Source organism: Neohoeflea coraliihabitans, from assembly GCF_019334345.1.
In the GTDB taxonomy this organism is placed as follows: Bacteria; Pseudomonadota; Alphaproteobacteria; order Rhizobiales; family Rhizobiaceae; genus Pseudohoeflea; species Pseudohoeflea coraliihabitans.
The window spans coordinates 538,694-563,408 of sequence record NZ_JAHWQX010000001.1 but is presented as its reverse complement, the minus strand read 5'-3'; the positions used below and the strand labels follow the sequence as shown (position 1 = coordinate 563,408).

Genomic DNA, 24,715 nt, shown 5'->3' with positions numbered 1-24,715 from the left:
AATTACCTGGCAATCCTTTATGGTTGATTGACGGAGCATCTCAATGCGGCTGACACGGCAGACCAATTACGCGATCCGGATACTGATGTATTGCGCCGCCAACGAAGGTCAATTGAGCCGCATCGCGGACATCGCCAAGGCCTATTCGGTCTCGGAATTGTTCCTGTTCAAGATCCTGCAGCCGCTGACCAAGGCCGGGCTGGTGGAAACCGTGCGCGGCCGCAATGGCGGCATCCGGCTCGGCCAGGCCGCCGGCGACATTTCGCTGGTCGATGTAGTGACCGTTACGGAAGACAATTTCGCCATGGCGGAATGTTTCGAGAGCGAGTTCGCCGACTGCCCGCTGATCGATTCCTGCGCGCTGAACTCGGCGCTGCGCAAGGCGCTGGGCGCGTTTTTCGCCGTGCTTGCCGAGTATTCAATCGATGATCTGGTCAAGGCGCGGCCGTCAATCAATTTCCTGCTTGGCCTGACCGAAGACCAGCCGGCCGCCTGATCCTTACGTTAGCAACTGCTTACGCTTCGATGATCTCGAAGGCATCGACATCGACCATGCCGCGGTCGGAAATCTTCAGATGCGGAATGACCGGCAAGGGCAGGAAGGCGAGTTGCAGAAACGGCTCGTCGAGGGTGCTGCCGAGCGCCTTGGCGGCGGCGCGCAGGGGCCGCAGCTTGTCGCGCACGGCCTCATAGGGTTCAAGGCTCATCAGCCCGGCAATCGGCAAGGCGATCTCGGCAACAATCTCGGTGCCGTCGGCGACGACGAACCCGCCGCCAAGGTCGGCCATGCGATTGGCAGCCGTGGCCATCGAGGTCTCATCGGCGCCGATGACGCAGAGATTGTGGCTGTCATGGCCGACGGTCGAGGCGATGGCGCCACGCTGCAAGCCAAATCCCTGCACGAAACCGACAGCGATATTGCCGTTTCGGCCGTGGCGCTCGATGACCGACACCTTGAGAATGTCACGCTCGAGATCGACGGTTTTCTCGCCGCCATTGACCGGCAGATCGAAATCGCGGCGCTCGGTGATGATCTTGCCGGGCAGGACACCGATCACCGGCGTGGTGGTGGCATTCTTGCGCACGACGAAGGTCTCGGCCGTCACTTCTGGCGCCTTGACGCTGGCAAGCCCGACCGGCGCGACCGGCCGGCGGCTGGAGAACAGATCGGCAGTGACGCGGCGGCCGGCACAGAACACCATTTCGGCATTGCAATCGGCGAGGCTGTCGAGGACGACCAGATCGGCGCGCCAGCCGGGGGCGACGAGGCCACGGTCGCGCAGCCCGAAGGCGCGGGCGCCGGAGATCGAGGCGGCGCGATAGATGGCGAGCGGATCGACACCCTTTGAGATGGCGTGCCGGATCATGTAATCGAGATGCCCGTGCTCGGCGATATCAAGCGGATTGCGATCGTCGGTGCACAAGGCGAGAAATGGGGAATGACGTTCGGTGATCAGCGGGATCAGGGCGTCGAGGTCGCGCGAGACGGAGCCTTCGCGCACCAGCACATGCATGCCCTTTGACAGTTTTTCGAGTGCTTCGTCAGCGCTGGTCGTTTCGTGGTCGGTGGCGATGCCGGCGGCGAGATAGCCGTTCAGACCAAGGCCACGCAGCAGCGGCGCATGGCCATCGATATGGCCGCCCTGAAAGGCCTCCAGCTTGGCCATGCAAACGGGGTCACGGGCCAGCACACCCGGGAAATTCATGAATTCCGCCAGGCCGATCACCTGGGGATGATCGCGGAACGGCAAGAGATCATCGGTATCCAGGCGGGCGCCGGCGGTTTCCAGATGCGTGGCGGGAACACAGCTCGACAGCTGCACGCGGATGTCCATCAGCGTGTGCTCGGAGCACTCGAGAAAATAGCGGATGCCGGTGGCGCCGAGCACATTGGCAATCTCGTGCGGATCGCAGATGGCGGTGGTGATGCCGCGCGGCAGGACGCAGCGGTCGAATTCATGCGGGGTGACCAGCGAGGATTCGATGTGCAGATGCGTGTCGATGAAGCCCGGCACGACGATGCGCCCCGAAATGTCGATTTCCTCAACGCCGGAATAGGTTTCGAGCGTGCCGACGATGCGGTCGCCGCACAGGGCGATGTCGCCATCGCGCAATTCGCCGGTGACAAGGTCGAAGAGCCGCCCGCCCTTGAGAACGATGTCGGCGGGGGCATTGCCCTGGCCCTGCTCGATGCGATCGTCCAGCCGATTGCTCATGTCATCCCCCTTGATGTGGCCCCTCGAGGTCGCCCTCTTGATACAGCAAACCTGCCGGCATTGCTGCCGGCAGGCTGATTTTCGCGTCCTGACTGGATTATTCGACCGAAACCTTGTCGGTCACGACGGTCGTCCAGGCGCCTTCCGGCTCGTTCTCGATGATGCCCTGATCGAGAAGCGCCTTGGCGGTGCGCTCATAGGCGGCCTCGATCAGCTTGGCGTCGGGCTCGCCGATCAGCTTGGCAACCTCGCCCATCATGCGCTTCTGGTGATTTTCGTCCTGGCCGCCATTTTCCATGACGATCTCAGCGGCTTCCTCGGGGTTCTCGATGGCATATTTCCAGCCCTTCATCGAGGCGGACACGAAGCGGACCATCTTGTCGACGAATTCCGGATCTTCAAGATCCTCTTCGAGCGCGTAAAGTCCGTCCTCAAGCAGGTCGGCACCCATTTCGGTATAGTTGAAGACGATCAGATCGTCTTCCTGGTAGCCGGCATCGATCAGCTGCCAATACTCGTTGTAGGTCATCACCGAGATGCAGTCGGCCTGTTTCTGGATCAGCGGCTGCACGTCGAAGCTCTGCTTGAGAACGGTGACGCCGTCGTCACCGCCTTCGGTGGAAATGCCGAGCTTGTTCATCCAGGCGTAAAACGGATACTCGTTGCCGAAGAACCAGACGCCGAGCGTATGGCCGGGGAAATCGTCGGTCGACTGCACCGGACCATCCTTCGGGCAGACGAGCTGCATGCCGGCCTTCTTGAAGGGCTGGGCGATGTTGACGAGGCCGACGCCCTTTTCACGGGCGGCCAGGGCGCCCCCCATCCAGTCGACGATGACATCGGCGCCGCCGCCGGCGATCACCTGTTCGGGGGCGATGTCGGGGCCACCGGGCTTGATCTCGACGTCGAGATCGGCTTCCTCGTAAAAACCCTTGTCCTTGGCGACGAAGTAGCCGGCAAACTGTGCCTGGGCGACCCATTTGAGCTGCAGTGTCACCTCGTCGGCGGCCTGCGCCGTCGTTGCCATCGCAGCGACCGCGAAGGCTGCGAGTGTCATGCCGATTGTCTTTTTCATTTTCATTCTCCTCTGGAAGATGGCCCCGGCAATCATTGCCGATAACTCGGGTGCCAGAACGTCACGGCCCGCTCAAGAAGGGCAAGCAGGCCGTAGAACAACGACCCGACAATGGCGGCGAGGGCGATTTCCGCCCAGACCATGTCGAGGTTCATCCGACCGACCTCGGTCGAAATGCGAAAGCCCATGCCGACCACCGGCGTGCCGAAGAATTCGGCGACGATGGCACCGATCAGGGCCAGAGTCGAATTGATCTTCAGGGCGTTGAAGATGAAGGGCATGGCCACCGGCAGGCGCAATTTGCCGAGGACCTGCCAGTGGCTGGCGCCATAGGTGCGCATCAGATCGCGCTCCATGTGGCCGGTGGCGGCGAGGCCGGCAAGCGTGTTCACCAGCATCGGGAAGAAGGTCATCACCACGACGACAGCGGCCTTCGAGTGCCAGTCAAAGCCGAACCAGATGACCATGATCGGCGCAATGCCGATCATCGGCAGGGCGGAGACCATGTTGCCGATCGGCAGCAGGCCATTGGCGAAAAACCGGTAGCGGTCGGCGAGGATGGCGACAAGAAAGCCGGTCAGGCAGCCGATCAGATAGCCGATCAAGACGGCTTTGACGACTGTCTGGACGAAGTCGGCGGCGAGGATATCGGTGGCGGCGGCAATGCGCAGGCCGATCGCCGAGGGCGGCGGCAGCAGCACGAAGGGCACGCCGGCGCCGCGGGTCAGCGCTTCCCAGAAAATCAGGATCCAGAGCCCGAAAATGGCCGGAACGATGAGAGCGATGAGACGGCTGGTGCCGGTCTTGACGCCGTCGCCGGACAGCACCGAGACCAGTCGCCAGCCGAGCAGCCAGGCGGCGAGGAGAGCCAGCCAGTAACCCAGGGTGGCGGTGCCAAACGCCTCATTGAGACCGCCAAGCAGCAGCCAGGCCGCCCCGAAGCTGCCGATGGCGAGGATCGCGGATTCGAGCGCCGCCGACAGGCGCAGGTTCGACAGCGCGGCAGCGCCGACCAGCAGGGCGGCGACCATCAGCGCGGCAGTGCCATCCATCGTGGCGGTGAACGGGGTGGCGGCGAGGGCGGAGAACAGGCTGGCGAGGGCTGCGAGGAAGGCCAGGAGCGCCTGCCAGTTGGGAGCCAGGCGGGTGGGCGCATCGGCATGCATCAGGCCTTGCCTCCCATCTGTCTGTGGGTGAAGCGACCGACGACATCGACGAGGGTGACGAGCAGGATGGCGCAGATCGAGCCGGCGATCAGGGCCGCGAAGATGTCAATGGTCTGGCTGTAGTAGGAGCCGGCCAAGAGCTTCGAGCCGATGCCGGCGACTGCCCCGGTCGGCAGTTCCCCGACAATGGCCCCGATCAGTGAGGCGGCAATGGCCACCTTGATCGAGGCGAAGAAGAACGGCACCGAGGCGGGTATGCGCAGCTTCCAGAGGGTCTGCGCCGCCGTGGCCGAATAGGTGCGCATCAGATCGAGATGCAGGATATCGGGCGAGCGCAGGCCCTTGACCATGCCGACGGCGACCGGAAAGAACGACAGATAGGTGGAGATCAGCGCCTTCGGCAAAAGCCCGGTGACGCCGATGGCGGCGAGCAGCACGATGATCATCGGCGCGACAGCGAGGATCGGGATTGTCTGCGAGGTGATGATCCACGGCAGGAAGGACTTGTCGAGGGCCGGCACATGCACGATCGAAATGGCGATGACGACGCCGAGCAGTGTGCCCATGGCGAAACCGAGCAGGGTGGCCGACAGCGTCACCCAGGAATGATAGACGAGGCTGCGGCGCGACCAGGGCTTGACGCCAAAGGTGCCTTTCCAGAGCGCCTGAGCCACCTGGTGCGGCGCCGGCATGGTCGGTTTCGGCTGCGAGAGGGTCTTTTCGATGAAGGCGACGCCGGTGGTGACGTTTCCGGTGCGCTTTTCTAGATCGTGCTGGAAGGGGGCATTGAGCGCCACCGCGCCGATATACCAGGCAAAGAGGATGACCAGCAGGATGCTGAAGACCGGGATGAAGCGACCGGTCAGATGGCTGGCGGCAGCGCTCATGGCCGGCCCTTTCGCCGGGCTGCCGCGGCAAGGAAAGATGCGATTGTAAAGGAGCGTCTCCGGGTCATCCTCTCACCTCACGCTTCGGGAGCATGGCCGGCGGCCAGCCCCTGGCGGACGCGATGGGCGATCTTGAGGAACTGCGGCGACTCGCGGATTTCCAGCGGCCGGTCGGCGCCTAGATCGCAATCGATGATCTCGTGGATGCGCCCGGGACGCGGGCTCATGACGACGATGCGGGTGGAGAGATAGACGGCTTCGGGGATCGAGTGGGTGACGAAGACGACGGTCTTGCCGGTGGTCGCCCAAAGCTTGAGCAGTTCCTCGTTGAGATGGTCGCGCACGATCTCGTCAAGCGCACCGAACGGCTCGTCCATCAACAGCATGTCCGGTTCAACGGCCAGGGCGCGGGCGATCGAGGCGCGCTGCTGCATGCCGCCGGACAGTTGCCATGGGAACTTCTTCTCGAAGCCGATGAGATTGACCAGTTCGAGATTGGAGCGGACGCGGCGCGCGCGCTCCTCGGCTTTCAGCCCCATGACCTCCAGCGGCAAAGCGACATTGGCCTCGATGGTGCGCCAGGGAAACAAGGCCGCCTGCTGGAAAACGTAGCCATAGGCGCCGTCCTGGCGGGCCCCTTCGGGTGTCGTGCCATTGACCTCGATGCTGCCGCCCGTCGGCTTTTCGAGATCGGCGATGACCCGCAGGAGCGTGGTCTTGCCGCAGCCGGAGGGGCCGATCAGCGAGACGAACTCGCCCCTGTCGATGTCGAGCGTGATGTCGGAGAGCGCCTGGACGGATCCGTCGGCGGTGGGAAATGTGAGATCGAGATTGCGGGTCGAGATGACTTTGCGATCCGAAGCGTCGTCCTGGGTGGACGAACCCTGCGGAACCGAGCTGCCATTCGAGGCGGATGTGTGCGGCGCAATATTCATGCTGATTGTGCAGCTTCCCCGTTGTCAAAACGCTTGTTTTTTTGTGGTCTCTTACCCTGCACCCAAAGGCGGTGGAAAGGCAATGGCTCTTGTATTTCCCTGATTGTTTTCAAGGGCTTTTCGAAAGCGGGAGGGTTGCGATGCGGACCGGTCAGGCTCACGTGTCGGGACCCCACAATTTCGGCTCGGCGAACTCGATGGAGTTGCCATCGGGATCGCGGACATAGATCGAGCGGGCGCCGTTCGGCCAGCAGAAATCGGCTTCGATTTCGATCCCGGCCGCCGTCAGCGCGGCATGCCAGGCATCGAGTGCCGACGCGTCGGCTGCGAAACACAGATGACCGTCGCCTTCGGCACCATGCGGCGGCACGGGCAGCCTGTCATTGCTGGTCGGCTGCCGGGTGGCGGCGGCGCGAAACAGCAGGACGATGGTGGCGCCGCAGCGGTAAAAGACGTGGCGGCCCTCGACCTCGGTGATCAGTTGCAGGCCGAGCAGATCGCCATAGAAGCGCTTTGCCGCGTCGAGATCCTCGACATACAGCGCGGCTTCCAGAACGCCGTCGATGGGCGGCGGGGCGGCAGGCATCACACGCCGCTGGCGGGAATGCCGGAACGTTCGACCTTGCGCGGCGCGGTCAGCTCCTTCCATGTGGACAGGGCCTTGTTGACGGCGCCGAAGGGTTCGCGCTTGACGAACTGGCCCCAGCCTTCCTCGGGCTGAATGGCGCCATCATCGACCGCCACCCGGCCACGCGTCAGGGTGTAGCGCGGCAGCCCCTTGACCGTCTTGCCCTCGAAGACGTTGTAATCGATGGCCGACTGCTGGCTCTTGGCGGAGATGGTCTTTTTCTTCTCCGGATCCCAGACGACGATATCGGCATCGGCGCCGACGAGAATGGCGCCCTTCTTCGGGTAGACATTGAGGATCTTGGCAATATTGGTCGAGGTGACGGCCACGAATTCGTTCATGGTTAGCCGGCCGGTGGCGACGCCATAGGTCCACAACATCGGCATGCGGTCTTCGAGCCCGCCGGTGCCGTTGGGGATCTTGGTGAAATCGTCGATACCGTTGCGCTTCTGCTCGGTGGTGAAGGCGCAATGGTCGGTGGCCACCACCTGCAGCGAGCCGGACTGCAGCCCGGCCCAGAGCGAATCCTGGTGCGCCTTGTTGCGGAAGGGCGGGCTCATCACGCGCCGCGCCGCGTGGTCCCAGTCCTTGTCGAAATACTCGCTCTCATCAAGGGTCAGGTGCTGGATCAGCGGCTCGCCGAAGACGCGCATGCCGTTCTGGCGGGCGCGGCGGATGGCTTCGTGCGACTGCTCGCAGGAGGTGTGCACGACATACAGCGGCACGCCGGCCATGTCGGCGATCATGATGGCGCGGTTGGTGGCCTCGCCCTCGACCTGCGGCGGGCGGGAATAGGCATGCGCCTCGGGTCCGTTGTTGCCGGCGGCGAGCAGCTTGGCCGACAGATCGGCGACGACATCGCCGTTCTCGGCATGCACCAGCGGCATCGCCCCGAGTTCGGCGCAGCGCTGGAAGGAGGCGTACATCTCGTCGTCCTGCACCATCAGGGCGCCCTTGTAGGCCATGAAATGCTTGAAGGTGTTGATGCCCTTGTCGCGCACCACCTGTTCCATCTCGTTGAACACCTGCTCGCCCCACCAGGTGATCGCCATGTGGAAGGAATAGTCGCAGTGGGCGCGGGTCGACTTGTTGTCCCAGCGCTGCAAGGCCTCGAGCAGCGACTGTTCGGGATTGGGCAGGCAGAAATCGACCACCATGGTGGTGCCGCCGGCGAGCGCGGCGCGGGTGCCGCTTTCGAAATCATCGGAGGAATAGGTGCCCATGAACGGCATTTCGAGATGCACATGCGGGTCGATGCCGCCGGGCATGACGTAGCAGCCGGAGGCGTCGAGTTCCGTCTCGCCCGACAGGCCGGCGCCGATCTCGGCGATGACGCCGTCCTCGATCCTGATGTCGGCCTTGTAGGTCAGATCGGCGGTGACAATGGTGCCGTTCTTGATGATGGTGCTTGGCATGGTGTTCGTCCTCTGGCAGTTCCGGCCGTCTGTCGCGGCCCTTATCGTTTTTGCTGCGCCGATGGCGGCGCGGATCTCCTATTCCACGATCTGTGCTGTCTCGACCACCGCATGCATCAGCACTTCGGCGCCGGCGGCGGCCCATTCCTTCGAGATCTCCTCGGCCTCGTTGTGCGACAGGCCGTCGACGCAGGGGCACATGACCATGGCGGTCGGCGCAACACGATTGATCCAGCAGGCATCATGGCCGGCGCCGGAGATCAGGTCGCGGTGCGCGTAACCGAGACGCTCGGCGGCATCGCGGATGGCCGTGACGCAGCCGGCATCGAACTCGACGGGATCGAAGCCACCGACCTTCTCGAATTCGATCGAGAGCTCCATCTCGTCGCAGATCTTCTGGGCGCCGTCCTTGAGGCGTTGTTCCATGTCTTCGATGACGGAAAGGTTGGGCGAGCGGAAATCGACGGTGAAGACGACCTTGCCGGGAATGACGTTGCGTGAATTGGGATAGACATCGATGTGTCCGGCGGCGCCGACCGCGTCCGGCTTGTGGCTCCAGGCGATCTCGTCGACGAGTTGCAGCACCTTGGCCATGCCGAGCCCGGCATTGCGGCGCATCGGCATCGGGGTCGAACCGGTGTGCGCCTCCTTGCCGGTGATCGTCACCTGGGTCCATGACAGGCCCTGGCCATGGGTGACGACGCCGATATCCTTGCCCTCGGCCTCGAGGATCGGCCCCTGCTCGATGTGCAGCTCGAAGAACGCCTTCATCTTGCGGGCGCCCACCTCTTCCTCGCCGCGCCAGCCGATGCGTGTCAGCTCGTCGCCGAAGGTCTTGCCCTTGGCGTCCTGGCGCTGATAGGCCCAGTCCTGTTCGTGAATGCCGGCAAAAACGCCGGAGGCGAGCATGGCCGGCGCGAAGCGCGTGCCTTCCTCATTGGTCCAGTTGGTGACCACGATCGGATGTTTGGTCTTGATGCCGAGGTCATTGAGGGTGCGGATGCATTCGAGACCGCCAAGCACGCCCAGCACGCCGTCATATTTGCCGCCGGTCGGCTGGGTGTCGAGATGCGAGCCGACATAGACCGGTAGCGCGTCGGGGTCGGTGCCCTCGCGGCGCATGAACATGTTGCCCATGGTGTCGACACCCATCTCGAGGCCCGCGTCCTCGCACCACTTCTGAAACAGTTTGCGGCCTTCGCCGTCCTCGTCGGTCAGGGTCTGGCGGTTGTTGCCGCCGGCCACGCCCGGGCCGATCTCGGCCATTTTCATCAGCGAGTCCCACAGCCTGTCAGCGTTGATTCTCATGTTTGCAGCGGGTGCGGCCATCGGATACTCCTGTTTCGTAATGAAAAATAAGTGGCTCAGTCGACCTCCTGGAGAACGTCGCGGAGGGTGTCGACCAATTGGTCGATCTGGCCCTTTTCGACGATCAGAGGCGGTGACAGGGCGATAATGTCGCCGGTGGTGCGGATCAGGCAGCCCTTCTCCCAGGCGCGCAGGAAACAGTCAAAGGCGCGCTTTGTCGGCTGCCCGGCGATCGGTTCCAGTTCAATGGCACCGACGAGGCCGATATTGCGGATGTCGATGACATTGCGGCAGTCCTTCAGCGAATGCAGCGCGTCCTGCCAATAGGGCGCCAGCTCATTGGCGCGCTCGAAGAGCTGTTCTTCCTTGTAGGTTTCCAGCGTCGCCAGGGCGGCGGCGGCGGCAAGCGGATTGCCGGAATAGGTATAGCCGTGGAAGAATTCGATCAGGTTTTCCGGACCGTGCATGAAGGCGTCGTGAATCTCCGGCGTGACGAATACGGCGCCCATCGGCACGACGCCGTTTGTCAGACCCTTGGCGGTGATCATGATGTCGGGCTTGACGTCGAAATGGTCCGCTCCGAAGGCGCTGCCGAGACGGCCGAAGCCGGTGATCACCTCGTCGAAGATCAACAGGATGCCATGCTGCGTGCAGATCTCGCGCAGGCGCTTGAGATAGCCTTGCGGGGGGATCAGGACACCGGTGGATCCGGCGACCGGCTCGACGATGACGGCGGCGATGGTCGAGGCATCGTGCAGGGCGATGATGCGGTTCAGCTCGTCAGCAAGGTCGGCGCCATGCTCGGGCACGCCGCGGGTGAAGGCGTTCTTTTCCGGCAGATGCGTGTGCGGCAGATGATCGACGCCGGTCAGAAGGGTGCCGAACATCTTGCGGTTGGGCACGATGCCGCCGACCGAGATGCCGCCGAAATTGACGCCGTGATAGCCGCGTTCGCGGCCGATCAGGCGGAAACGTGAGCCTTCGCCCTTGGCGCGCTGATAGGCGAGCGCCACCTTCAGCGCCGTGTCGACGGATTCGGAGCCGGAATTGGTGAACAGCACGTGCCCCATGTTGTCCGGCGCGATGTCGATCAGCCGGTTGGCCAGCTCAAAGGCTTTCGGATGGCCCATCTGGAAGGCCGGGGCGTAATCAAGCTCGCCGGCCTGCTGGCTGATCGCCTCGGTGATGCGCGGGCGGCAGTGGCCGGCATTGACGCACCACAGTCCGGCGGTGCCGTCGAGGATCTGCCGGCCGTCGGCGGCGGTGAAGTGCATGTCCTTGGCGGCGACCAGCATGCGCGGGTCTTTCTTGAACTGGCGGTTGGCCGTGAAAGGCATCCAGAAAGCGCGCAGATCATTGGGGGTTGCTTGCAGCCGGTTGGACATGGTCGTCTCCTTGAGCGATGCGCCGTATCGGCAGCTGAGAAATGAGGCGCTGTTGGTCACTCTGACCAAGCTGTGCTACGAAAAACTTGACTGTTTGATCAAACTCTATCAGGGCGATTGGTGCGGTCAAGGGCCATTGATGCGAGGAAAGGGGCGGGTGATGCGGCAGGATGACCGGGGCGCGGCACGGAGCAATGCAGGCTGATGGCAAAGGCACCGGTCGAGCGCAAGACGCGCATTCAAACGGAGAACAAGGCGCGCATCCTCGATGCAGCGCTCGAGGTGTTCTCGCGGCATGGGTATCGCGGCGCGACGATCGACCAGATTGCTGACGGCGCGGGCATGTCAAAGCCCAATCTGCTCTATTATTTCCGCCGCAAGCAGGACATTTACCAGACGCTGATCGACCGGCTGCTCGACACCTGGCTGAAGCCGCTGATCGAGCTTGACCAGGAGGGTGATCCGCTGCCGGAATTGCGCGGTTACATTCGGCGCAAGCTTGAGATGGCGCGCGATTATCCGCGCGAAAGCCGCCTGTTTGCCAATGAGATGCTGCAGGGTGCACCGCGCATCCACAAAGTGCTTGAAACGCGCCTGCGCGACCTTGTCGATGAAAAGGCGGAGGTTATCTCAGACTGGATGGCGGCTGGCCGCCTGAACCGGGCCGACCCGCGACATCTGATCTTCGCGATCTGGTCGACGACGCAGCACTATGCCGATTTCGACGTGCAGGTGCGTGCCGTGCTGGGTCCGAAACGAGGCGGCGAAGGCCGCTTTGACGATGCTGCGCGCTTTCTCGAGACCCTGTTTCTCGATGGCCTGAAACCGCGGGATCCGCAAGGGGTCGCGCCACAACCGAAAATTCGGGTACTCGGCGACGAGTGATGCCGGCCCCTTTGGAGAAGACATGACACAGACACATGACAGCAACCGCCGTTTCGTGCTGGCGCAACGGCCGCAGGGCGAGCCGGACGCCGACACGCTGCGGCTGGAGGAAGCGGCGCGACCCGAGCCCGGCGAAGGCGAGATCCTGCTGCGCACCGTGTTTCTGTCGCTTGATCCCTATATGCGTGGCCGCATGAGCGACGCGCCATCCTACGCGGCGCCGGTGGAGGTCGGCGAAACGATGGTCGGCGGTACGGTGGCGCGGGTGGTCGAGAGCCGCCATGACGGGTTTGCCGAGGGGGACTGGGTGGTCAGTTTCAACGGTTGGCAGGATTATGCCATTTCCGATGGGAAGGAACTGGTGAAGCTTGGAGCGACACCGGAACACCCGTCCTGGGCGCTGGGTATTCTCGGCATGCCGGGATTTACCGCCTGGGCCGGATTGACGCAGATCGGTGCCCCGAAAACCGGGGAAACGCTGGTTGTTGCCGCGGCGACCGGTCCGGTGGGCGCGACAGTCGGGCAGATCGGAAAAATTCTCGGCTGCCGCGTCGTCGGCATCGCCGGCGGTCAAGAGAAATGCGCCTATGGCGTTGATGAATTGGGGTTCGATGCCTGCCTTGATCACAAGGCTGACGATCTCAAGGGCCGGCTGAAAGAGGCGTGCCCGGATGGCATCGACATTTATTTCGAGAATGTCGGCGGCAAGGTGCTCGATGCGGTGATTCCGCTTCTCAACCGCGAGGCGCGCGTGCCGGTCTGCGGGCTGGTCTCACAGTACAATGCCACAGCTCTGCCGGATGGGCCGGACCGCATGAACTGGCTCATGGGGCAGATCCTGCGCAAGCAGCTGACGGTGCGCGGCTTTATCATTTTCCAGAATTTCAGCCATCTGTATCCGGAATTCGCCAAGGCGATGACCGGATGGATCGGCGCGGGCCGGATCAGCTACCGCGAAGAAATGATCGACGGTCTGGAGGCCGCGCCACAAGCGTTCATCGGCCTGCTGCGCGGCGAGAATTTCGGCAAGCGGGTGATCCGGGTCGGTCCGGACCAGCTCTAGGGCCAGGTCCCTAGTCCGGGACCGGCAGTCCGACGGCGCGACGGGCGTCCGCTGAGCGCAGCGACATGTCGCCGCCATCATAAGAGCGCCCGGCTGCGGTGCACAGAAAGCCGATGGCGCGTGCCGGCCATTCGGGCGGAATATGGTCGGACCATTCGAGCTTGCTGACCGGATTGACCCCCGAGGCCTTGATCACCTTCTGCATGTCGGTGGCGACCGTGCCGGGGGACAGGCCGACACAGCGGATATTTTCGCCCGCATGTTCGAGATGGACGGCGCGGGTGAGCATCAGCACCGCGGCCTTGGTGGCGCAATAATGGCTCCACCCCTCGAGCACACTGGTGGCGGCGCCGGAGGAAATATTGATGATGACGCCGCCGCCGCGCTGGCGCATGGCGGGAATGGCGGCACGAATGCCGTGATAAACCCCCTTGAGGTTGATATCCACGGCGCGGCCCCAGGCGTCGGGGTCGGACTCGCCAATGCGCGCCACCGGGTCGACGACACCGGCATTGTTGACCAGGATATCAAGACCGCCGAAGCGCTGGACGGCGTGGCTGACGGCGTCGGCCACTTTGTCAAAGGCGGCAACATCGCAGGCGATCGCCGCGGCCTTGTCGCCAATCTCGGCGGCGATGCGTTCGATGTCGCCGGTCGAGCGGGCGGCGAGTACGACGCTGGCGCCGCAGGCGGCGAGGTGGCGGGCGGTGGCTTCGCCAATGCCGCGGCTGGCGCCGGTGACGAGCGCGACTTTTCCAGACAGATCCGGACCGTTTGAGTGAGGAACGCCAGATTGTTCAGCCATGCGGGTCTCCCTTGGGTGCAGGATCACCTTCCTGCCCGAAAAAAACTTAAAGGGAAACCGCGGAGCTGTTCCGTCAAAGCATGCCGTTGCCTGGCGACCCCGACCGCCCGGCCTTGCAGCCGGACGGTGGTCGCGATCCGGCCTAGGGCGGGGCGGACCAGTACGCCCTTGCAGCCGGCTCAGCGCTCAATCAGCCGCGTGCCCGCGGCAACTTTCCCCGTCGGTGCGCGCGTTCTCTACTCGGCTGCCTCGCGCGTTGCCGGGTTGTTCGGATGGCTCGTCCAGTTGGCATAATCGGCATCGACGGGGCATCCGGTGCGCGGATCGGTGCCGGCGGTCAGTTCGACCATGGTGATGCAATCCTCGACCGGACAGACATTGACGCACAGGTTGCAGCCGACGCATTCCTCATCAATGACCTCGAAATGACGCGCGCCATTGACGGTGTGGGTGATGGCCTGGTGCGAGGTGTCCTCGCAGGCGATGTGGCACCGGCCGCACTTGATGCACAGATCCTGGTCGATGCGCGCCTTGGTGTAGTAATTCAGGTTGAGATACTGCCAGTCGGTGACATTCGGCACGGCACGGCCGCGAAAATCCTCGATCGAGGTGTAGCCCTTTTCGTCCATCCAGTCGGAGAGGCCCGAGATCATCTCCTGGACCATCTTGAAGCCGTAGGTCATCGCCGCCGTGCACACCTGGACGTTGCCGCAGCCGAGAGCGATGAATTCAGCCGCATCACGCCAGGTGGTGACGCCGCCAATGCCGGAAATCGGCATGCCTGCGGTCTGCGGGTCGCGGGCAATCTCCGCCACCATGTTGAGGGCGATCGGCTTGACCGCCGGGCCGCAATAGCCGCCATGCGAGCCCTTGCCGTCGATCGACGGGTTGGGCGAGAAATTGTCGAGATCAACCGAAACGATCGAGGAGATGGTGTTGATCAGCGAAACGGCATCGGCACCACCGGCATGGGCGGCGCGGGCCGGATAGCGGATGTCGGTGATGTTCGGTGTCAGTTTGACGATCACCGGCAGGCGGGAATACTTCTTGCACCATTCGGCGACCATCTGAATGTATTCCGGCACCTGACCGACGGCCGAGCCCATGCCGCGTTCGCTCATGCCATGCGGGCAGCCGAAGTTCAGCTCGATGCCGTCGGCGCCGGTTTCCTCGACACGCGGCAGGATCGCCTTCCAGCTCTCTTCGTCGCAGGGCACCATGATCGATGCAATCAGGGCGCGGTCGGGCCAGCGCTTCTTGACCTCGGTCATCTCGCGCAGATTGACCTCGAGATCGCGGTCGGTGATCAGCTCGATATTGTTGAGACCGAGAAGCCGCCGGTCGGGTCCCCAGATGGCGCCGTAGCGCGGTCCGTTGACGTTGACCACCGGCGGTCCGGCTTCGCCGAGCGTCTTCCAGACGACCCCGCCCCAACCGGCCTCGAAGGCGCGCTCGACATTGTAGGCCTTGTCGGTCGGCGGCGCCGAAGCGAGCCAGAACGGGTTGGGGGAGCGGATGCCGAGGAAATTTGCGGAAATATCAGCCATTTTTCGTCTCCATTATCCCATCAAGGCGGCGTGAATGCTCATTGCGGCGATCTTGCCATCCTCGACCGAGGCGACCGTCAGGTCCTCGCCGCCGGCCACGCAGTCGCCGCCGGCCCAGACCTTGTCATGCGAGGTGCGGCGCGTCGCGTCGGCGCGGATGCGGCCGGCCTCCAGCGCGATGCCAAGGGCGCCGAGCGGAGCAGGATCAAATTTCTGGCCGATGGCCTTGAACACCTGGTCGGCGGGCAGCGTCATGGTCTCGCCGGTGCCGACCAGCCGTCCGTCGGCGAGGCCTGTCTTTTCGATCCCGATGCCGTTGATCGCTCCATCGTCACCCCGGGTCAGGCCGACCGGCCGGGTCCAGTGGCGGATGACGACGCCGTTGGTCTGGGCCAGTTCCTGCTCGTAGACCGAGGCGTTCATGTTCTCCTTGCCACGCCGGTAGACGATGGTGACGTTTTCGGCACCAAGCAGCCGGGTCTGGACGGCGATGTCGATGGCGGTCATGCCGCCGCCGATGACCACGATGTTGCGGCCGACATCCAGTGCGCCGAGATCGCCGGCCTGACGCAGGCGGGCGATGTAATCGACGGCGTCGATGCAACCGGCGGCGTCTTCGCCTTCGAGGCCAAGATCATTGGTGTCGGGCAGGCCGATGCCGAGGAAGACCGCGTCGAAGTCGTCGACAAGCTTGTCGATCTGCACGTCGCGGCCGAGAACCTGGCCCTGGACGAGTTCGATGCCGCCGATCTTGAGGATGAAGTCGACTTCGCGCTGGGCAAAGTTGTCGACGGTCTTGTAGGCGGCGATGCCGTATTCGTTCAGGCCACCCGGTTTGGGGCGGGCATCATAGACGGTGATGTCGTGACCGAGGGTGGCCAGGCGGTGGGCGCAGGACAGGCCGGCGGGACCGGCGCCGACGACGGCGATCTTCTTGCCGGTGGATGCGGCGCGGGCAAAGGGATGCGTGGTGGCGCGCGCCATGTAGGTGTCGGTGGCATAGCGCTGCAGCAGACCGATCTTGACCGGCTTGCCCTCGGCCACCTCACGCACGCAGACTTCCTCGCACAAGGTTTCGGTCGGACAGACGCGGGCGCACATGCCGCCGAAGATGTTCTGCTCGAAGATTGTTCTGGCGGCGCCGACCGGATTCTCGGCCTGGATCTCGCGAATGAACAGCGGGATGTCGATCGAGGTCGGGCAGGCGGTCATGCACGGCGCGTCAAAGCAGAAATAGCAGCGGTCCGCCTCGACCAGCGCTTCGTGGCGGTCAAGCGGCGGATGCAGATCGGAAAAATTGTCCGAACGGTCAGCAGCCGAAATCCGGCTGTCCTGGACAGGGCGGGTGTCAGGCATCATCGTCATCGGTTCCCCTTTTCAAGGTCGGGATGTTCTCCCGGTCCGGTCTTTCTGCCGGTTGGTAAGGCAGTTTGAGACGATTTTATCAAAAGGTCAAATTTTTTATCAGAGCCGCACTTAAAGCTTCCTTCACGGGCAGGCGGCAGCATGGGCGCCGCGTTCGAGCGCTGCTCGGAGCGCTGAGGAATGGGACATGCACATGCCAGCACACTGGGCTCGACTTCTTGGCTTGATGGTTTGCCTGCTCGCTGGCGCAACAATGGCGCCTGCCGGCGAGGTTCTTGACGATCCGCTGCTCGAACAGGCGGGCAGGGCATGGTGGGCAACTAACGGCGTGCAGCTCGAACGCGGCTCCGGGTCGGTCTGCGCCAGCGTCCCGGGGGGTACGGCCGATCCGTGGGATGCAATCATCGGCTTCAACGGGGTGCCGATCCGGCGCGACACGCATTATCGCTTCTCCTTTACCGCGCGATCTGCCGAGGGCGGGCCGGTTCGGGCCTATGTGCAGGACAGCGTGGCGCCGTGGACACCGGTGGGTCAGTTGCTGCGCACGCTGGCGCCGGCGGGTGCCGGGGACGGGCCGCTGATTGCCACGACGCGTTTCACGGCGGCAGCGGCGCTGGCCGATGCGCAGGTCGTGTTCCAGCTCGGCGGCAAGGCGGAGCCATGGGAAATCTGTTTCTCGCGCGTCTCGCTGGTGACCGGGGAGAAAGCGCCGGATGACGCCAGCTGGCGGCCCTCCGCTCTGCGGGTCAATCAGCTTGGCTATCTGCCCAAGGGGCCGAAACGCGCCAGCCTGGTCAGCAAGGCGGACGCGGCGCTTGACTGGCAGTTGATCGATGCGGAACAGCGGGTCGTGGCTTTCGGCCGGACACGGCCCTTCGGCTTTGATCTTGCCTCCGAACTGCCCTTGCACATCATCGACTTTTCCGAATTTGCGGACAGTGGTCCGAGTTACCGTCTGCGCGTCGGGGATGCCGAGAGCCCGCCCTTTGCGGTGGATCGGCGCCTTTATGACCGCCTGGCGCAGGATGCGGCCGCCTATTTCTACAAGCTGCGCTCGGGGATCGCGATCGATGGGGCGCTGGCGGGCGCCGCCTATGAGCGTCCGGCCGGCCATCTGGGACGCGGCGCCAATCGCGGCGACACGGATGTGCCCTGCCTCGCATCGGAGACAGCCCTCAAGGTCTACGGTGCGGCGTGGAGCTGCGCCTACCGGCTCGATGTCAGCGGCGGCTGGTATGATGCCGGTGATTTCGGCAAATATGTTGTCAATGGCGGGATTGCCGCGGCGCAGCTGATGGCGACCTATGAGCGGGCGCTCAATCACGGGCCGAAAACCTCGCACGGGCCAAAAACCTCGGCGGCAGTGGCCGATGCCGAACTGGCCATCCCGGAAGCCGGCAATGCCATCCCCGACCTTCTTGACGAGGCGCGCTGGGAGCTGGATTTCCTGCTGGCGATGCAGGTGCCGGAAGGAGAGCCGCTCGCCGGCATGGCGCATCACAAGGTGCATGGAGAGCGCTGGACCTTGGGGCCGATCCTGCCGCATCGGGATCGCGAGCGGCGGGTGCTGCATCGTCCGTCAACGGCGGCAACGCTGAACCTGGCTGCTGCCGCGGCGCAGGGCGCGCGGCTGTTTGCGCGCTACGATTCAGCCTATGCCGCCCGTCTGCTTGGCGCTGCGCAGCGGGCCTATCGCGCCGCCGAGGCGCATCCGGAACTTCTGGCGCCACTGACGGATGGCAGTTTCGGCGGCGGCGATTATGCCGATGATGATGTCTCCGACGAATTCTACTGGGCGGCAGCGGAGCTTTATCTGACGACCGGCGGCGCCGAATGGCATGCAAAGCTGAAGGCCTCGCCGCATTGGCAGGGGCCGGTGTTTTCTTCCGATGGTTTCAATTGGCGCGATGTCGCCGGGCTGGCGCGATTGCAGCTGGCGACGGTGCCTTCCGCGTTGCCGAAGGCTGAGCTGGCGGATATCCGTGGCTCCGTGATCGATGCGGCGGACCGGCTGCTTGCAACCCAGGCCGGCGAGGGGTTCGGATTGATGTATCACCCGGACAGCGGCATCTATGGCTGGGGGTCGAACCATTCGGTGCTGCAGAACATGGCGGTCGTGGCGGCCGCCTATGATCTGAGCGGCGAGCGGCGCTATCTGCAGGCGGTGCGCGAGAGCATGGATTACATTCTCGGTCGCAACGCGCTCGGCCTGTCCTATGTCACCGGCCATGGCAGCACTTATGCGCGCCGCCAGCACGCGCTGATGTTCGCGCATGCCACCGACCCGGCCTACCCACCACCGCCCGACGGCGCTCTGGCCGGCGGCCCGAACAGCCAGCCGGCCGATGATATCGCCGAGGCGAAACTCGGCGGTTGCGCGCCGCAGGCCTGCTATGTCGACGATCCGGGATCGTTCTCCACCAACGAGATCGCCATCAACTGGAATGCGGCGCTGGTTTTCGTGGCACAGTTTCTCGCCGATACGGCGGATCAGCCCGGCTAGGGTCGGGACCCCCGAGCGCGCGACGCAAGGCTTGAGCAAGCTTTCTGGCGTTAATTCACCGGTGACCGGCGGCACAACGGGGCGACCCGCTGTCGCTTGACGGGTGCCGCCCTGGCGCGGCGCCCGTCACCCATACCTAAATCGGTACCGGCACCCAGATCAGGACAGAAGCTGGCGGGCCCGCGTCAGCAGGCTGACGACGGCAGTCCGCAATTGCGCGGCATCTTCGAGCGGCTTGTCGAAATCGACCCGCAGAATGGCATCGCCCAAGGCCAGATCAAGCCCGGCGCAGTCCATGCCGATGACCTTCCAGCCGGACTTGTTCGATTTTGCAAAAGCGCGGGCATAGGTGTCGGCGGCATCCGGATGGTCGCTGTTCATATGCGCGACCGCGCCGGCTTCCATGGCCGCAAGATCCGAGCTGGCCGGCGATGCGATCAGCAGATCGGACGCGCAGAGCTGGTAGGCGCGGCCAAAGCCGCCATTGAGGCTGGCGGAAACCGGCTGCAGGCGGAAGAACGCGAAATCCGGGAAGTCGGCATACAGCGCCGCTTTTGGCTGGCGGGCAAGGAAACGGCGGCGAATGCGGGCGCGCGCGCTTTCGCCCGCCTGTTCGCCTTGTGCTTCGGGCGCAGCGTCAGCCCGGATCTCGCATGCCTCGGCCTTGACGGTGATGCGCGGATGGGCGAGCGGATCGCCCTTGCCGGGCAGTCCGAACAGCAGCGAGGCGCGCGGGTCGGCACGCAGGGCGGCCATGTGCGGCGCCAGGGCAGAAATCAGGATGACCGGACAGCCGTCAATGTCGGTGCCGGTCAGAACGCGGCTCGCCATTGGATCGCCGGAGCCGGGGTCGAGGACGGCCATTGCTGCCGAGCGCGCCTGGCGGATCAGGTTGCGGCCGAGCTGCCGCGCCTCATCGTCGGTGGTGCGGATGGTCTCCGGTTTCTCCGCCATGCAATGCCCTTGTGCCCGGGGCCCCCGACCCTGCGCGATCCGCGTTGTAGCCCGCTTGGGTCTCGACCTTAAGCCGTCAAATATCCATGTGCCTAGAAAAGCCAAAGGGAGCCGAAGCTCCCTTGGTCAGTAGTGCCCCTTTCGGGACAGCGGACTACCCTTTGCAGGGCGCCGTAAGTGTTTCTCATATAACCAATCTGGCTTCAGAAATCAAGTTCGGGTCTCCCCGATGGCCTGCCTTTAAGTGTCGGATTGGTCTGGGGCAGGGGGTTTGGGCAGGAGGTCGAGGACCACGGCCAGCATCTCGTCGAATTCGTCCTGTGGTATGCGAACGATGGCGCCATGGGTCGCCACGAGGCGGCTCACGGCCACGGTCATGGGTTTGTCACATACGGCCCATGCGGCCCTGCCGTCGATGGTCGTGCGCAAGGCGAAAGCCAGCTTCGGGTTTGGCTGGGCCTGCGTGGAGCAAGGGATCACTGTCACGGCGCCGTAAAGCGTAGCATTCTTTGACAGGATGATAACCGGCCGTCGCTTCCAGAATTCGGGGAGCTGGGCGTCTTTCGGCAGATCGCACCAATAGAGCTGCCGAATTCTAGGAGCAGATTTCAGCCTCGGTTTGACCCGAGGGGGTGTGTCGCCTTGCGCTATCGCGGGGTTTTCTTCCTTGGCCATCGAGCCATTTTCTCAGAAAACCGGTCAGCAATCATCCGTGTTCCCAATTTGCGCGCCTTATTTCGGCGCCATGCGGATGGCGCCGTCGAGGCGCACGGTCTCACCGTTGAGCATGACATTCTCGACCATGTGCATGGCAAGATCGGCATACTCCTCGGGCTTGCCGAGGCGCGAGGGGAAGGGGACCGAGGTGGCGAGGCTGTCCTGCACCTCCTGCGGCATGCCCAGCAGCATCGGCGTTCCGAAGATCCCCGGCGCGATGGTGTTGACGCGAATGCCGTAGCGCGCCAGTTCGCGGGCGATCGGCAGCGCCATGGCATGCACGCCGCCCTTGGAGGCCGAATAGGCGGCCTGGCCGATCTGGCCGTCGAATGCGGCAACGGAGGCGGTCGAGATGAGAATCGCGCGCTCGCCGTCCTCGAGCGGTTCAAGGCGCGATGCGCGGTCGCCGACCAGGCGCAGCATGTTGAAGCTGCCAATCAGGTTGACCTCGATCACCTTGCGAAACAGGGCGAGATCATGCGGTCCCTCGCGGCCGACGACACGCGCCGCCGGAGCAATGCCGGCGCAATTGACCAGGATGCGGGCCTCGCCATGCACATCCGCGGCCTGTGCGATCGCGGCCTCGGCGGCCTCGGCGCTGGAGACATCGCATTCGATCGCCATGCCGCCAATCTCTGACGCAACCGCTTCGGCCTGCTCGAGATTGACGTCAAGAAGAGCCACATTGGCGCCCGCCGCCGCGAGCCGGCGCGCCGTTGCCGCTCCCAGTCCGGACCCACCGCCGGTGACGATCGCGGCCTTGCCTTCAGCCTTCATGGTTCTCTCCTGGATTATTCAGCTCTTGTGATGGGCGGTCTTGTTCACCCTCGACGATGACGTGTCAAGCCGCTGACAATATCCTGAGCGGTGATCGAACCGGCGACGCGTCCGCCCTCGATCACGCCGATGGTCCCGGGGCGCCGCGACAGGGCGTCCATCACCTCGGCGAGCGGCGTCTGGCGTTTGACGGTGGCCGTCACCCGATCCTGCGGCAGCCCGCCTGTCCCTTGCGTGACCGGCGCCATGACGTCCTCGGCGGTCAGCATGGCGATCGGATTCATGCCGGCGACGAAATCGGCGACATAGTCGTTGGCAGGATTATCGACGATCTGGCGCGGTGTGCCGCACTGGACGATATGGCCGGCCTCCATGATGGCAATGCGGTTGCCGATGCGAAAGGCCTCATCGAGATCGTGGCTGACGAACAGGATGGTCTTGTTCAGCTTGGCCTGGAATTCGAGCAGTTCATCCTGCAGGCGGGCGCGGATCAGCGGATCGAGAGCCGAGAACGGTTCGTCCATGAGCAGGATCGGTGCGCCGGTGGCAAAGGCACGGGCGAGACCGACGCGTTGCTGCATGCCGCCGGACAGTTCACCGACCCGGCGGTCGGCCCAGTCGGCAAGACCGACCAGTTCAAGCTGCTCGGCGACGCGCGTCCGGCGCTCCTTGAGGCGGATACCGGCGAGTTCGAGACCGAAACCGACATTGTCGGCGACCGTTCGCCAGGGCAAGAGGCCGAACTGCTGAAAGACCATCGAGACATGATCGGCGCGCAACTGGCGCAATTGCGTTGCGCTGCAGGCGTAGGGGTTGGTGACCTCGTCGCCGCAATGCACCTCGATCGTGCCGCGGCGCACCGGAGCCAGACCGTTGACGGCGCGCAGCAGGGTGGATTTTCCCGAGCCGGACAACCCCATCAGGACGAGAATCTCGCCATGATTGACGTCGATGGAGGCGCCGGCGACGCCGAGCACCGCCTCGGTTTCGGCGGCGATCTCCTCGCGTGTACCGCCGCGGTCGAGCATCGCCGCGGCTTCCTTCCAGCGGTCGCCGAAAATGATGTCACAATCGCGGATCGAGACCACCGGGGTCATGTCTCATCTCCCGAACCGGTGCGGAACATGCGATCGAGAACGATGGCCAGGATGACGATGCACAGCCCGGCCTCGAAACCCTTGGCGATGTTGACGGTGTTCAGGGCGCGGATCACCGGCTTTCCAAGACCGTCGGCGCCGACCAGCGCCGAGATGACGACCATCGACAAGGACAGCATGATGGTCTGGGTGAGGCCGGCCATGATCTGCGGCAGGGCATAGGGCAGTTCGATCTTGGTCAGCACCTGCCGCCGCGTGGCGCCGAAGGCGAGCGCGGCTTCGGTCAGCGCCTTGGGAGTTGCCGCAATGCCGAGCCGGGTCAGCCGCACGGGGGCGGGAATGGCGAAAATCACCGTGGCGATCAGCCCGGGCACCATGCCGAGGCCGAACAGGATCAGTGCCGGAATGAGATAGACGAAGGTCGGGATGGTCTGCATCAGGTCGAGGACCGGACGCAGGATCGAATACAGCCATTTGCGCCGGGCGGCGGCGATGCCGAGCGGCACGCCGATCAGCATGCACACGGCGGTGGCGGCAATCACCAGCGCCAGCGTCTCGGCGGTCTCCTCCCAATAGCCCTGGTTGATGATGAACAGCAGGCCGACGGCGGTCATCAGCACGGGCACGATGTCGCGCCGGAGCAGCCAGGTGAGCAGGCAGAAGGCGGCAATGACAATCAGCGGGTGCGGTGTCTCCAAAGCCCAGAGAAGAGCATCGATCAGGGCGCCGATGATGGTCGAGATGCCGTCAAACACCCAGCCGAATTCATCGGTCAGCCAGTCGACAAAGAGCCGGGCCCCGCGGCCGACCGGAATCTGATAGGCTTCAAGCCATTCCACCAGAAATGCGCCTTCCTGCTAATGCCGCATGCGAGGTGAGCGGACCCGGCGATGCGCCGGATCCGATCAGTTTCCCCGATCAGAGGCCGAGATCGGCCTTGACGGCGGCCATGGCGTCGCCGCCATCAAAGGTGGTGACACCGGCAAGCCAGTCCTCGAGAACCTGCGGGTTTTCCTTCAGCCACGCGGTGGCGGCATCCTCGCCGTCCTCGCCGTCATTGAGAATGGCGCCCATGATCTCGTTTTCCATCGGCAGCGAGAACTTCAGGTTCGACAGGAATTTGCCGACATTCGGGCATTCATCGACATAACCGGCGCGCACATTGGTGTAGACGGTGGCGCCGCCGTAATCGGCGCCGAAGACGTCATCACCGCCGGCGAGATAGGTCAGCTCGAAATTGGCGTTCATCGGGTGCGGCTCCCAGCCGAGGAAGACCACCGCCTCGTCGCTCTTGGACGCCCGCGCGACCTGCGCCAACATGCCCTGTTCGGAGGATTCGACGACTTCGAAATCCTTCAGGCCGAATGTGTCGTTCTCGATCATGTCGAGGATCAGCCGGTTGCCGTCATTGCCGGCCTCGATGCCGTAGATCTTGCCGTCGAGCGCGTCGCGATGCTTGGCGATATCCTCGAAGGACTTGATGCCGAGCGCGGCGCCGGCGGCGTTGGTCGCCAGGGTGTATTTGGCACCTTCGAGGTTCTCGCGAACGGTTTCAACCGAGCCGTCTTCGCGGAAGGGGGCAATGTCGGCCTCCATCGTCGGCATCCAGTTGCCGAGGAACACATCGATGTCCTTGTTTTTCAGCGAGGTGTAGGTGACGGGCACCGACAACACTTCGATTTCGGTCTCATAGCCGAGCGCATCAAGCACGACCGAAGCAGTGGAGGTGGTGGCGGTGATGTCGGTCCAGCCGACATCAGAAAAACGCACCGTCTGGCAGCTTTCCGGTTCGGCGGCGAAAGCGCTGGTGCCGGCAAGCAGAGAAGCGGCAAGGGCGAGAGCGATTGTTTTCATGATGTTTGTTCTCCCTGTTGGATGGAGGAAACAACCATCCTTGCGCCGCAAACTCAAGCGCGTGAGGGAAAATTCGATCGGTGGCCGATGCGGGACAACGCCGAGGTGTTGCCAGCAAGCTGTTGAAAGGGCG

General features: G+C 63.9%; 22 protein-coding genes. 4 read left to right on the top strand and 18 right to left on the bottom strand.

Going from position 1 to position 24,715, the window contains the following annotated elements; all coding sequences use genetic code 11:
- Positions 1-43 precede the first annotated feature (43 nt).
- A complete protein-coding gene (rirA, locus tag KY465_RS02655; RefSeq protein ID WP_219158160.1) occupies positions 44-496 on the top strand; it encodes an iron-responsive transcriptional regulator RirA in 453 nt (150 codons plus the stop codon).
- A 19-nt stretch (positions 497-515) separates the two neighbouring features.
- On the opposite strand, the gene ade is transcribed toward rirA, so the two are convergent.
- From ade to aptA, 9 genes are all read right to left on the bottom strand, one after another.
- On the bottom strand, positions 516-2,216 hold the full coding sequence (ade, locus tag KY465_RS02650) for an adenine deaminase (protein WP_219158158.1): 1,701 nt from the start codon (positions 2,214-2,216) through the stop codon (positions 516-518).
- 97 nt (positions 2,217-2,313) lie between these two features.
- On the bottom strand, positions 2,314-3,291 hold the full coding sequence (locus tag KY465_RS02645) for an ABC transporter substrate-binding protein (protein WP_219158156.1): 978 nt from the start codon (positions 3,289-3,291) through the stop codon (positions 2,314-2,316).
- A 32-nt stretch (positions 3,292-3,323) separates the two neighbouring features.
- Positions 3,324-4,457: an ABC transporter permease gene (locus tag KY465_RS02640; RefSeq protein ID WP_219158154.1), complete on the bottom strand. Its 1,134-nt coding sequence runs from the start codon at positions 4,455-4,457 to the stop codon at positions 3,324-3,326.
- Positions 4,457-5,344 (bottom strand): ABC transporter permease, encoded by an 888-nt coding sequence (locus tag KY465_RS02635; protein WP_219158152.1) that lies wholly within the window; start codon positions 5,342-5,344, stop codon positions 4,457-4,459. Before KY465_RS02635 ends, KY465_RS02640 begins: the two co-directional genes overlap by 1 nt.
- Positions 5,345-5,421: 77 nt before the next feature.
- Positions 5,422-6,279: an ABC transporter ATP-binding protein gene (locus KY465_RS02630; RefSeq protein ID WP_219158150.1), complete on the bottom strand. Its 858-nt coding sequence runs from the start codon at positions 6,277-6,279 to the stop codon at positions 5,422-5,424.
- 157 nt (positions 6,280-6,436) lie between these two features.
- The gene (locus KY465_RS02625) at positions 6,437-6,865 is read right to left on the bottom strand and encodes a VOC family protein (protein ID WP_219158148.1); all 429 of its coding nucleotides are present in this window, start codon (positions 6,863-6,865) and stop codon (positions 6,437-6,439) included.
- Positions 6,865-8,385: a dihydropyrimidinase gene (gene hydA, locus KY465_RS02620; protein ID WP_219200743.1), complete on the bottom strand. Its 1,521-nt coding sequence runs from the start codon at positions 8,383-8,385 to the stop codon at positions 6,865-6,867. Before hydA ends, KY465_RS02625 begins: the two co-directional genes overlap by 1 nt.
- A 15-nt stretch (positions 8,386-8,400) precedes the next feature.
- The gene (locus tag KY465_RS02615; protein ID WP_219158146.1) at positions 8,401-9,651 is read right to left on the bottom strand and encodes a Zn-dependent hydrolase; all 1,251 of its coding nucleotides are present in this window, start codon (positions 9,649-9,651) and stop codon (positions 8,401-8,403) included.
- 35 nt (positions 9,652-9,686) lie between these two features.
- Positions 9,687-11,015 carry an omega-aminotransferase AptA gene (aptA, locus tag KY465_RS02610; RefSeq protein ID WP_219158144.1) on the bottom strand — a complete coding sequence of 443 codons (1,329 nt, stop codon included), beginning with the start codon at positions 11,013-11,015 and terminating at the stop codon, positions 9,687-9,689.
- 204 nt (positions 11,016-11,219) lie between these two features.
- Between aptA and KY465_RS02605 the strand changes: the two genes are divergently transcribed.
- Complete coding sequence (locus KY465_RS02605; protein ID WP_219158141.1) at positions 11,220-11,900, top strand: TetR family transcriptional regulator C-terminal domain-containing protein; 681 nt, start codon at positions 11,220-11,222, stop codon at positions 11,898-11,900.
- A gap of 22 nt (positions 11,901-11,922) precedes the next feature.
- A complete protein-coding gene (locus KY465_RS02600; protein ID WP_219158139.1) occupies positions 11,923-12,963 on the top strand; it encodes an NADP-dependent oxidoreductase in 1,041 nt (346 codons plus the stop codon).
- Positions 12,964-12,973: 10 nt separating this feature from the next.
- On the opposite strand, the gene KY465_RS02595 is transcribed toward KY465_RS02600, so the two are convergent.
- The 3 genes from KY465_RS02595 to KY465_RS02585 all read right to left on the bottom strand — a co-directional run bounded on the left by KY465_RS02595 (position 12,974) and on the right by KY465_RS02585 (position 16,680).
- Positions 12,974-13,768: an SDR family oxidoreductase gene (locus tag KY465_RS02595; RefSeq protein WP_219158137.1), complete on the bottom strand. Its 795-nt coding sequence runs from the start codon at positions 13,766-13,768 to the stop codon at positions 12,974-12,976.
- 236 nt (positions 13,769-14,004) lie between these two features.
- Positions 14,005-15,315, bottom strand: coding sequence for an NAD-dependent dihydropyrimidine dehydrogenase subunit PreA (gene preA, locus KY465_RS02590; RefSeq protein WP_219158135.1), 1,311 nt, complete (start codon positions 15,313-15,315; stop codon positions 14,005-14,007).
- Between the two features lie 12 nt (positions 15,316-15,327).
- Positions 15,328-16,680, bottom strand: a complete 1,353-nt coding sequence (locus KY465_RS02585; protein WP_255561390.1) for an NAD(P)-dependent oxidoreductase — start codon at positions 16,678-16,680, stop codon at positions 15,328-15,330.
- A gap of 187 nt (positions 16,681-16,867) precedes the next feature.
- Between KY465_RS02585 and KY465_RS02580 the strand changes: the two genes are divergently transcribed.
- A complete protein-coding gene (locus KY465_RS02580) occupies positions 16,868-19,183 on the top strand; it encodes a glycoside hydrolase family 9 protein (RefSeq protein ID WP_219158133.1) in 2,316 nt (771 codons plus the stop codon).
- Positions 19,184-19,342: 159 nt separating this feature from the next.
- On the opposite strand, the gene KY465_RS02575 is transcribed toward KY465_RS02580, so the two are convergent.
- The 6 genes from KY465_RS02575 to KY465_RS02550 form a co-directional block, all read right to left on the bottom strand.
- Entirely contained in the window at positions 19,343-20,137 is a 795-nt protein-coding gene (locus KY465_RS02575; protein ID WP_219158131.1) for a HugZ family pyridoxamine 5'-phosphate oxidase, read from the bottom strand.
- A gap of 240 nt (positions 20,138-20,377) precedes the next feature.
- Positions 20,378-20,812: a type II toxin-antitoxin system PemK/MazF family toxin gene (locus KY465_RS02570; protein ID WP_219158129.1), complete on the bottom strand. Its 435-nt coding sequence runs from the start codon at positions 20,810-20,812 to the stop codon at positions 20,378-20,380.
- Between the two features lie 57 nt (positions 20,813-20,869).
- Positions 20,870-21,631, bottom strand: a complete 762-nt coding sequence (locus tag KY465_RS02565) for an SDR family NAD(P)-dependent oxidoreductase (protein ID WP_219158127.1) — start codon at positions 21,629-21,631, stop codon at positions 20,870-20,872.
- A 44-nt stretch (positions 21,632-21,675) separates the two neighbouring features.
- The gene (gene choV, locus KY465_RS02560; RefSeq protein ID WP_219158125.1) at positions 21,676-22,728 is read right to left on the bottom strand and encodes a choline ABC transporter ATP-binding protein; all 1,053 of its coding nucleotides are present in this window, start codon (positions 22,726-22,728) and stop codon (positions 21,676-21,678) included.
- On the bottom strand, positions 22,725-23,567 hold the full coding sequence (gene choW / locus KY465_RS02555; protein ID WP_219158122.1) for a choline ABC transporter permease subunit: 843 nt from the start codon (positions 23,565-23,567) through the stop codon (positions 22,725-22,727). Before choW ends, choV begins: the two co-directional genes overlap by 4 nt.
- A 79-nt stretch (positions 23,568-23,646) precedes the next feature.
- The gene (locus KY465_RS02550; protein WP_219158120.1) at positions 23,647-24,582 is read right to left on the bottom strand and encodes a choline ABC transporter substrate-binding protein; all 936 of its coding nucleotides are present in this window, start codon (positions 24,580-24,582) and stop codon (positions 23,647-23,649) included.
- Positions 24,583-24,715 lie beyond the last annotated feature (133 nt).

What these genes read in the sequence shown, in the direction of transcription:
- KY465_RS02625 (WP_219158148.1), bottom strand. Translation starts at nt 6,865, where the DNA reads ATGCCTGCCGCCCCGCCGCCCATCGACGGCGTTCTGGAAGCCGCGCTG.
- KY465_RS02605 (WP_219158141.1), top strand. Translation starts at nt 11,220, where the DNA reads ATGGCAAAGGCACCGGTCGAGCGCAAGACGCGCATTCAAACGGAGAAC.
- KY465_RS02580 (WP_219158133.1), top strand. Translation starts at nt 16,868, where the DNA reads ATGCACATGCCAGCACACTGGGCTCGACTTCTTGGCTTGATGGTTTGC.
- preA (WP_219158135.1), bottom strand. Translation starts at nt 15,315, where the DNA reads ATGGCTGATATTTCCGCAAATTTCCTCGGCATCCGCTCCCCCAACCCG.
- KY465_RS02565 (WP_219158127.1), bottom strand. Translation starts at nt 21,631, where the DNA reads ATGAAGGCTGAAGGCAAGGCCGCGATCGTCACCGGCGGTGGGTCCGGA.
- aptA (WP_219158144.1), bottom strand. Translation starts at nt 11,015, where the DNA reads ATGTCCAACCGGCTGCAAGCAACCCCCAATGATCTGCGCGCTTTCTGG.
- KY465_RS02595 (WP_219158137.1), bottom strand. Translation starts at nt 13,768, where the DNA reads ATGGCTGAACAATCTGGCGTTCCTCACTCAAACGGTCCGGATCTGTCT.
- KY465_RS02615 (WP_219158146.1), bottom strand. Translation starts at nt 9,651, where the DNA reads ATGGCCGCACCCGCTGCAAACATGAGAATCAACGCTGACAGGCTGTGG.
- KY465_RS02570 (WP_219158129.1), bottom strand. Translation starts at nt 20,812, where the DNA reads ATGGCCAAGGAAGAAAACCCCGCGATAGCGCAAGGCGACACACCCCCT.
- KY465_RS02645 (WP_219158156.1), bottom strand. Translation starts at nt 3,291, where the DNA reads ATGAAAAAGACAATCGGCATGACACTCGCAGCCTTCGCGGTCGCTGCG.
- KY465_RS02550 (WP_219158120.1), bottom strand. Translation starts at nt 24,582, where the DNA reads ATGAAAACAATCGCTCTCGCCCTTGCCGCTTCTCTGCTTGCCGGCACC.
- KY465_RS02630 (WP_219158150.1), bottom strand. Translation starts at nt 6,279, where the DNA reads ATGAATATTGCGCCGCACACATCCGCCTCGAATGGCAGCTCGGTTCCG.
- KY465_RS02635 (WP_219158152.1), bottom strand. Translation starts at nt 5,344, where the DNA reads ATGAGCGCTGCCGCCAGCCATCTGACCGGTCGCTTCATCCCGGTCTTC.
- KY465_RS02600 (WP_219158139.1), top strand. Translation starts at nt 11,923, where the DNA reads ATGACACAGACACATGACAGCAACCGCCGTTTCGTGCTGGCGCAACGG.
- choV (WP_219158125.1), bottom strand. Translation starts at nt 22,728, where the DNA reads ATGACCCCGGTGGTCTCGATCCGCGATTGTGACATCATTTTCGGCGAC.
- rirA (WP_219158160.1), top strand. Translation starts at nt 44, where the DNA reads ATGCGGCTGACACGGCAGACCAATTACGCGATCCGGATACTGATGTAT.
- KY465_RS02585 (WP_255561390.1), bottom strand. Translation starts at nt 16,680, where the DNA reads ATGACGATGATGCCTGACACCCGCCCTGTCCAGGACAGCCGGATTTCG.
- KY465_RS02575 (WP_219158131.1), bottom strand. Translation starts at nt 20,137, where the DNA reads ATGGCGGAGAAACCGGAGACCATCCGCACCACCGACGATGAGGCGCGG.
- ade (WP_219158158.1), bottom strand. Translation starts at nt 2,216, where the DNA reads ATGAGCAATCGGCTGGACGATCGCATCGAGCAGGGCCAGGGCAATGCC.
- KY465_RS02640 (WP_219158154.1), bottom strand. Translation starts at nt 4,457, where the DNA reads ATGCATGCCGATGCGCCCACCCGCCTGGCTCCCAACTGGCAGGCGCTC.